At 70.3% G+C, this 7,361-nt stretch carries 8 protein-coding genes; 2 read left to right on the top strand and 6 right to left on the bottom strand.

The window, feature by feature from the left end:
- Positions 1–64: 64 nt before the first annotated feature.
- Positions 65–1,474 (bottom strand): type I glutamate--ammonia ligase, encoded by a 1,410-nt coding sequence (gene glnA / locus ACFV0Q_RS35560; RefSeq protein ID WP_385011250.1) that lies wholly within the window; start codon positions 1,472–1,474, stop codon positions 65–67.
- Positions 1,475–1,660: 186 nt separating this feature from the next.
- On the opposite strand from glnA, the gene ACFV0Q_RS35555 reads away from it, so the two are divergent.
- The gene (locus tag ACFV0Q_RS35555) at positions 1,661–2,128 is read left to right on the top strand and encodes an RDD family protein (protein ID WP_385011248.1); all 468 of its coding nucleotides are present in this window, start codon (positions 1,661–1,663) and stop codon (positions 2,126–2,128) included.
- A gap of 102 nt (positions 2,129–2,230) precedes the next feature.
- Here the strand turns inward: ACFV0Q_RS35555 and ACFV0Q_RS35550 are convergent, their stop codons facing one another.
- The 5 genes from ACFV0Q_RS35550 to ACFV0Q_RS35530 form a co-directional block, all read right to left on the bottom strand.
- Complete coding sequence (locus tag ACFV0Q_RS35550; protein WP_356883240.1) at positions 2,231–2,929, bottom strand: DUF4191 domain-containing protein; 699 nt, start codon at positions 2,927–2,929, stop codon at positions 2,231–2,233.
- 10 nt (positions 2,930–2,939) lie between these two features.
- A complete protein-coding gene (locus ACFV0Q_RS35545; protein ID WP_030233071.1) occupies positions 2,940–3,137 on the bottom strand; it encodes a hypothetical protein in 198 nt (65 codons plus the stop codon).
- Positions 3,138–3,447: 310 nt separating this feature from the next.
- A complete protein-coding gene (gene lipA / locus ACFV0Q_RS35540; RefSeq protein ID WP_385011246.1) occupies positions 3,448–4,401 on the bottom strand; it encodes a lipoyl synthase in 954 nt (317 codons plus the stop codon).
- Between the two features lie 110 nt (positions 4,402–4,511).
- Positions 4,512–5,324, bottom strand: coding sequence for a lipoyl(octanoyl) transferase LipB (lipB, locus tag ACFV0Q_RS35535; RefSeq protein ID WP_385011245.1), 813 nt, complete (start codon positions 5,322–5,324; stop codon positions 4,512–4,514).
- A 77-nt stretch (positions 5,325–5,401) separates the two neighbouring features.
- The gene (locus tag ACFV0Q_RS35530) at positions 5,402–5,713 is read right to left on the bottom strand and encodes a hypothetical protein (RefSeq protein ID WP_385011243.1); all 312 of its coding nucleotides are present in this window, start codon (positions 5,711–5,713) and stop codon (positions 5,402–5,404) included.
- Positions 5,714–5,886: 173 nt separating this feature from the next.
- On the opposite strand from ACFV0Q_RS35530, the gene ACFV0Q_RS35525 reads away from it, so the two are divergent.
- Entirely contained in the window at positions 5,887–7,326 is a 1,440-nt protein-coding gene (locus ACFV0Q_RS35525) for a regulator (protein ID WP_385011241.1), read from the top strand.
- Positions 7,327–7,361 lie beyond the last annotated feature (35 nt).

The following is a 7,361-nucleotide window of genomic DNA, read 5'->3' as shown; positions in this document are numbered from 1 at the left end:
GGCCCCCCACCGCTCTCCTGGAGAGCGGTGGGGGGCCTTTCATCAGGCACGATCCCCGATTTTTTTAGAGGTCGAAGTAGAGCTCGAACTCGTGCGGGTGCGGACGCAGCTGGATCGGGGCGATCTCGTGCGTGCGCTTGTAGTCGATCCAGGTCTCGATGAGGTCGGGGGTGAAGACACCGCCGGCCAGGAGGTACTCGTGGTCCTCCTCCAGGGCCTTGAGGACGTCCTCGAGGCTGGTCGGGACCTGCGGGACGCTCGCGTGCTCGTCGGGCGAGAGCTCGTAGAGGTCCTTGTCGATCGGCTCCATCGGCTCGATCTTGTTCTTGATGCCGTCGAGGCCCGCGAGCAGCAGCGCCGAGAAGGCGAGGTACGGGTTCGAGGACGGGTCCGGCGCGCGGAACTCGACGCGCTTGGCCTTCGGGTTCGAGCCCGTGATCGGGATGCGCATGGCGGCGGAGCGGTTGCGCTGCGAGTACACCATGTTGACCGGCGCCTCGAAGCCCGGCACCAGGCGGTGGTAGGAGTTCACCGTCGGGTTGGTGAAGGCCAGCAGCGACGGGGCGTGCTTGAGGATGCCGCCGATGTAGTAGCGGGCGGTGTCCGAGAGGCCCGCGTAGCCGGCCTCGTCGTAGAACAGCGGGTCGCCGTTCGCCCACAGCGACTGGTGCACGTGCATGCCCGAGCCGTTGTCACCGAAGATCGGCTTCGGCATGAACGTCGCGGTCTTGCCGTTGCGCCAGGCGACGTTCTTCACGACGTACTTGAAGAGCATCAGGTCGTCGGCCGCGGCGAGCAGCGTGTTGAACTTGTAGTTGATCTCGGCCTGGCCACCGGTGCCGACCTCGTGGTGCTGACGCTCGACCTGGAGGCCCTGGGCGTCCAGCTCGAGGGAGATCTCGGCGCGCAGGTCGGCGAAGTGGTCGACCGGGGCTACGGGGAAGTACCCACCCTTGTAGCGGACCTTGTAACCACGGTTGTTCTCCTCGGAGCCCGTGTTCCAGGCGCCGGCCTCGGAGTCGATGTGGTAGAAGCCCTCGTTCGCGGAGGTCGCGAAGCGCACGCTGTCGAACACGTAGAACTCGGCCTCGGGGCCGAAGAACGCGGTGTCGGCGATGCCGGTGGAGGCGAGGTACGCCTCGGCCTTCTTCGCGATGTTGCGCGGGTCGCGGCTGTAGGCCTCGCCCGTGATCGGGTCGTGGATGAAGAAGTTGATGTTGAGCGTCTTGTCCTTGCGGAACGGGTCCAGGCGCGCGGTGGTGATGTCGGCGCGCAGCGCCATGTCGGACTCGTGGATCGCCTGGAAGCCGCGGATCGAGGATCCGTCGAAGGCGAGCTCCTCCGCCGGGTCGAACGCTCGCGCCGGGATGGTGAAGTGCTGCATCACACCAGGCAGGTCGCAGAAGCGGACGTCAACGAACTTGACGTCGTTCTCCTCGATGTACTGCTTCACTTCGTCGGCGTTCTTGAACATCCAACTCCTCCTACTCCCGGTCCCCGGGGCAGGGACGGGCTTTATAGCTCGTGGTGCGTCAGTGCGGTGCCGCACGCTGACCCGACCATAAGCAGACGGGATTTCCCAAGCATGACCCATTTGTTTCGCACAAGTTAACCAGGGTCCCGTCCAGGGCCCGTCCAGGCCCACCGGTACCGTGGTGGAGTGGACAACAGGCAAGCAATCGGATCCTGGCTTTCCGGCCCCCGCGCCGCCGCCGAGGACATGGGCGTCGACTTCGGCTATCCGGGTCAGCGGCTGGGCCTGCCCCAGTCGGGGCCCGGCTCCGTGGCCCGTTTCGGGCGCCGGCTCGGCGCCGTCGCGATCGACTGGGTCGGCTGCCAGCTGATCGCATACGGACTGATCACGCACGGGAACCTGACCGCCGCGGGCAACTGGACACTGGGGCTGTTCGTGGCCCTGGTCATCCTCACCGTGGGCACCGTGGGCTTCACCCCTGGCAAGCGGATGTTCGGCCTCCGGGTGATCGGGCAGAACGGCGGCCGCCTCGGCATCGTCCGCGTGGTGGTCCGCACGCTGCTGCTGGCCCTGGTCATCCCGGCGCTGGTCTGGGACCGGGACGGGCGCGGACTGCACGACCGGCTGGCCGGCGCGGTCCAGGTCCGCATCTGAGCGGACGCCTCCGGAACGACGAACGCACACAGGGGCGCCCCCGGCCGCAATGGCTTCGAGGGCGCCCCTGTGTGTGGTGTATACGAAAAGCGGATCAGCCGATCAGCGCATCTTCCCGCCGCGCGGCATCCGCATGCCCTTGGGCATCGGGCCCTTCGGCACGGGCATGTTGCTCATGAGGTCGCCCATGGCCCGGAGCTTGTCGTTGACCTGCGTGATCTGCGGGCCGGACAGGACGCGCGGCAGCTTCAGCAGCGTCGTACGGACCTTCTTGAGCGGCACCTCGCCCTCGCCGGTGCCGACGATGAAGTCGTGGACCGGAACGTCGGGCATGATCCGGGCCAGCTTCTTCTTCTCGGCCGCGAGCAGCGTCTTGACCCGGTTCGGGTTGCCCTCGGCGATCAGGACCACGCCCGCCTTGCCGACGGCCCGGTGGACGATGTCCTGGTTCCGGTTCATCGCGACGGCCGGGGTGGTCGACCAGCCCCGTCCCACGTTGTCCAGTACGGCCGCGGCAGCGCCCGGCTGCCCCTCCATCTGCCCGAAGGCAGCCCGCTCGGCCCGTCGCCCGAAGACGATCGCCATCGCGAGGAACGCCACCAGGAAGCCCAGGATGCCCAGGTAGACCGGGTGGCCGATCAGGAAGCCGATCGCAAGAAAGACACCGAAGGTGACGATTCCCACGCCCGCGACGATCAGACCGACCTTCGGGTCGGCCTTGCGCGTCATCTTGTACGTCAGGGCGATCTGCTTCAGTCGCCCGGGGTTCGCAGCAGTCTCTGCGTTTGACTTCCTCGCCATAAACCGAAGTTTACGTGGCCTGCGGGGTCCGGGTCGCCGCGGCCTCGAGTACGTGCTCGGTTTCGACCCGGTCCTTGGCCCTGCGGCGGTCCTCCAGGACGGCCGTCCAGGCGTTGCGGCGGGCGCCGCTCATGAGCAGCGACTCGATCCCGCGGAAGGCTTCGGTGAAGGACGGGATGGCGATGGCGCGGACTGGCGCGGCCTGCATGATGTCGGACCCTCTCTCGGTGCTCACGTCGATGGGGTGTGCGGTGCGTGGCTCCAGCGTCACTCACTGGTGTTACCAGGGTGTGACCGGTCGGTCAAATGTGATTGACGTGTTGCAAACACGAACGCGGCCCGCCGGACTCTTTGCAAAAAAAGAGCCTAGGGGCCGCGCCTGTGCGGTGTTACCGGTTAGTAAGTATGTGTGCGTGACCTCACACGGCGGTCGCGCGCTTCTCGTTCCGCCGGTCGGGCTACGCCTCGCCACCGCTCCGGCCGCGTGCCCGCCCTCGTGCCGCGGGCGGACCCGCAACCTACGCTACGGCTCGGCTGCGCTTCTCCATCGCCTGGCCGTACAGACGGCCCGCCCGGTACGAGGACCGGACCAGCGGGCCGGACATCACGCCGGAGAAGCCGATCTCCTCGGCCTCCTTCGCCAGCTCGACGAACTCGGCCGGCTTCACCCAGCGCTCGACGGGGTGGTGGCGCGGCGAGGGGCGCAGGTACTGGGTGATGGTGATGAGCTCGCAGCCGGCCTCGTGCAGCTCCTTCAGGGCCTGCGAGACCTCCTCGCGCTCCTCGCCCATGCCCAGGATCAGGTTCGACTTGGTGACCAGGCCGTAGGCGCGGGCCTGCCGGATCACGTCGAGCGAGCGCTCGTAACGGAAACCGGGGCGGATCCGCTTGAAGATCCGCGGCACGGTCTCGACGTTGTGCGCGAAGACCTCGGGGCGGGAGGCGAAGACCTCCTCCAGCAGCTCCGGGACCGCGTTGAAGTCGGGGGCCAGCAGCTCGACCTTGGTGTGGCCGCCCTCGCGGCCCGCCGTCTGCTGGTGGATCTGGCGCACGGTCTCCGCGTACAGCCAGGCGCCGCCGTCCGCCAGGTCGTCGCGGGCGACGCCGGTGATCGTGGCGTAGTTCAGGTCCATCGTGACCACGGACTCGCCCACGCGGCGCGGCTCGTCCCGGTCCAGGGCCTCGGGCTTGCCCGTGTCGATCTGGCAGAAGTCACAGCGCCGGGTGCACTGGTCGCCACCGATGAGGAAGGTGGCCTCGCGGTCCTCCCAGCATTCGTAGATGTTCGGACAGCCGGCTTCCTGGCACACCGTGTGCAGTCCTTCGCCCTTCACCAGGGCCTGCATCTTGGTGTACTCGGGGCCCATCTTCGCCCGGGTCTTGATCCACTCGGGCTTGCGCTCGATGGGGGTCTGGGCGTTACGGACCTCGAGGCGCAGCATCTTGCGTCCGTCGGGTGCGACTGCGGACACGACCGGCTCCCTGTGACTTCGATTCTTCGGCGCCCACCAGGGTACGCCCGTAATTTCGTACGCTCTTACGTCGGCCAACCCGAAGGCCGCCGGACGCATTCCCCGCGTCGTCAGCCGGCGGCCGGCTCGATCTCGCGCGGCTTCAGCTCGGCCTGCTCCAGTACGTCCTTCAGGTGGCGTTCGAGGACCGGCAGCACCTCGGCGATGGTGATCTCGCGGCCCAGCTCGTAGGAGAGCGAGGTCACACCGGCGTCCCGGATCCCGCAGGGGATGATCCGGTCGAACCAGGTGCTGTCCGGGTTCACGTTGACCGCGAAACCGTGCATCGTGACGCCCTTGGCGACGCGGATGCCGATCGCGGCGAGCTTGCGGTCCTCGCGGCGCTGGCCGGCGTTGGAGGGGGCGTACTCGGGACCGTTCAGGCGGGCGTCGAACTCGTCGTCGCCGATCCGGAGGTCTTTGACGGGTGCAGTGAAGTCGAGCGAGAGCCCGCCTATCGCGGGGCGCTGCTCCACGGGGTCGCCCAGCACCCAGACGCCCGAGCGGCCCTCGACGCGGGTGGTCTCCAGGCCGAACTCGGCGGCCGTGCGGATCAGGGCGTCCTCCAGGCGCCGCACGTGGGCCACCACGTCGACGGGGCGGGGCAGCTTCATGATCGGGTAGCCGACCAGCTGGCCCGGGCCGTGCCAGGTGATCTTGCCGCCGCGGTCCACGTCGATCACCGGGGTGCCGTCCAGCGGCCGCTCGCTCGGGTCGGTGCGCCGGCCGGCGGTGTAGACCGGCAGGTGCTCGACGAGCAGGCAGGTGTCCTCGATGTCGTCCGCGAAACGTGCGGCGTGGACGCGCCGCTGCTCTTCCCAGGCCTCGGTGTACTCGACGGATTCCGGCCCGAAGCCCAGATGGACAAACCGAAGCTCAGTCACCGCAGCGCCTCCTCGTTGAACCTGCTGTGTGCACGTATCGCACCAGGCCAAGAGTACGGCGACCCGCCCGCGAGGCTTCAGGCCCCCGGCGGCCCGGGCTGGTCCCCGGTCCGGGGCCCGGTCTCCGGCGGCGGGCCCGGGAGCTGCCTGGGGCGCCTGCGCCCCTTGCGCGGGAGGTCCGGGTCCTCGTCGGCCCGCGGCAGCCGGCGGTGGCCCTCGGAGTGGTCGTTGACCCAGCCGCACACCCCGCACGCGTACCGCCCGTCCAGTCCCGCGATGTACGTGCCGCACCGGCGGCACTCCGCCTCGGTGAGCTCGGGGGCGGGGAGCGGAGCGGTGGACTCTGCGTACGTGTCGGGGGCATGTGCCCCGTGGGGCCGACGGGTCATGGGGCGCAGCGTACGCGGACGGAGGGGGCCGGTCCGTAAAGGGGCCTACGCATTCGGCACACGATCGGATGAATGTGGGGCAGAGAGGGCGGTCCGAGCGGAGTTGGCCGCTACATTCACGCCGTTCACAGGGCCGGGACTCCGGTCCGTCACGTCAGGAAACCGTGGAGCCGATGACGGAACGACCTGCCCAGCGCGTCCCCAACCGGCAGCTCGCGGCGCTGATCGCGGAAGCCGGGTTCTCCAACGCCGGTCTCGCCCGCCGCGTCGACCAGCTGGGCCTGGAGCACGGTCTGGACCTTCGCTACGACAAGACGTCCGTGACCCGCTGGCTGCGCGGCCAGCAGCCCCGCGGCACCACCCCCGCGCTGATCGCCGAGGTCTTCACCCGCCGCCTCGGGCGCCGCCTGTCCGCGCAGGACCTGGGGCTGGACGCGTGCGCGCCCGTGTACGCGGGCCTGGAGTTCGCGGCCACCCCCGAAGAGGCCGTGGACATCGCGAGCGGGCTGTGGCGCAAGGACTCCGGCTCCCACGCCGAACTCCGCAAGATCGCCTTCACCCCCGCCGGACTGGTGGTGCCCAGCCGGGACTGGCTCATCGGCCGGGCCGACGAACGGGTGGGCCGCGGCGCCGACCTCACCGCCAGCCGGGTCCCGGCCCAGGGCCGCACCTCGGTGCCCCGCCAGCGGCAGATCGACCGGGGGCCCGGCCAGCGCGTCACCAGCGGGGACATCGCGGCGCTGCGCTCGGTGAGCGAGCTGTTCCGGACCCTGGACCACGCCTACGGCGGCGGCCACGCCCGGCAGGCCCTGGTGCGCTACCTGGAGCACGAGGCCGAGCCGATGCTGCGCGGCACCTACGGCGAGACCACCGGGCGCCGGCTGTTCTCGGCCGCCGCCGACCTGACCCGGCTCGCGGGCTGGACCTCGTACGACATCGCCGCGCACGGGCTGGCCCAGCGGTACTTCGTCCAGGCGCTGCGCCTCGCGCAGGCCGCCGGGGACCGGCCGTACGGGTCGTACGTGCTGGTGACGATGAGCCGCCAGGCCGTCTACCTCGGGCACGGCCGGGAAGCGGTTCAGCTGGCCCGGGTCGCCCAGCAGGGTGTCGGCTCGGGGCCGCCGCCGGTGGTGCAGGCGCTGCTGCACGCGGCCGAGGCGCGCGGGCACGCGGTGCTGGGCGAGGTGCGGGCGGCGACCGCCTCGCTGGTGCGGGCCGAGCGGGCGCTGGGCGCGGGCCGGCCGGGGGACGACGTACCGCACTGGGCGCGGGCCTTCGACGAGGCGCAGCTGGCGGACGAGTTCGGGCACTGCCACCGGGACCTCCAGCAGTACCGGGCCTCCGCGCAGCACGCGGAGCGGTCCCTGCAGCTGCGGGCGCCGGGGTTCGCGCGCTCGCGGCTGTTCTGCCGGGTGGTGCTGGCCACGGCGCGGCTGGGTCTGGGCGAGCTGGACCAGGCGTGCGCGCTGGGGGCCGAGGCGGCGCAGCAGGCCAGCGAGATGCGGTCGGTGCGGGCGGTGGAGTACGTACGGGACTTCGAGCGGCGGCTGGAGCCGTACCGGGACGCTTCGGCCGTGCGGTCGTACCGGGACCGGGTGGCCGCGTTGTCGTGACCCTGCGGGTCGGCTGCCGGGGCTCCGCCCCGGAC

It is taken from the genome of Streptomyces sp. NPDC059564 (assembly GCF_042735575.1).
Taxonomy (GTDB): Bacteria; Actinomycetota; Actinomycetes; order Streptomycetales; family Streptomycetaceae; genus Streptomyces.
The sequence above is the reverse complement of the archived record's forward strand: the minus strand, read 5'-3'. Positions and strand labels throughout refer to the sequence as shown.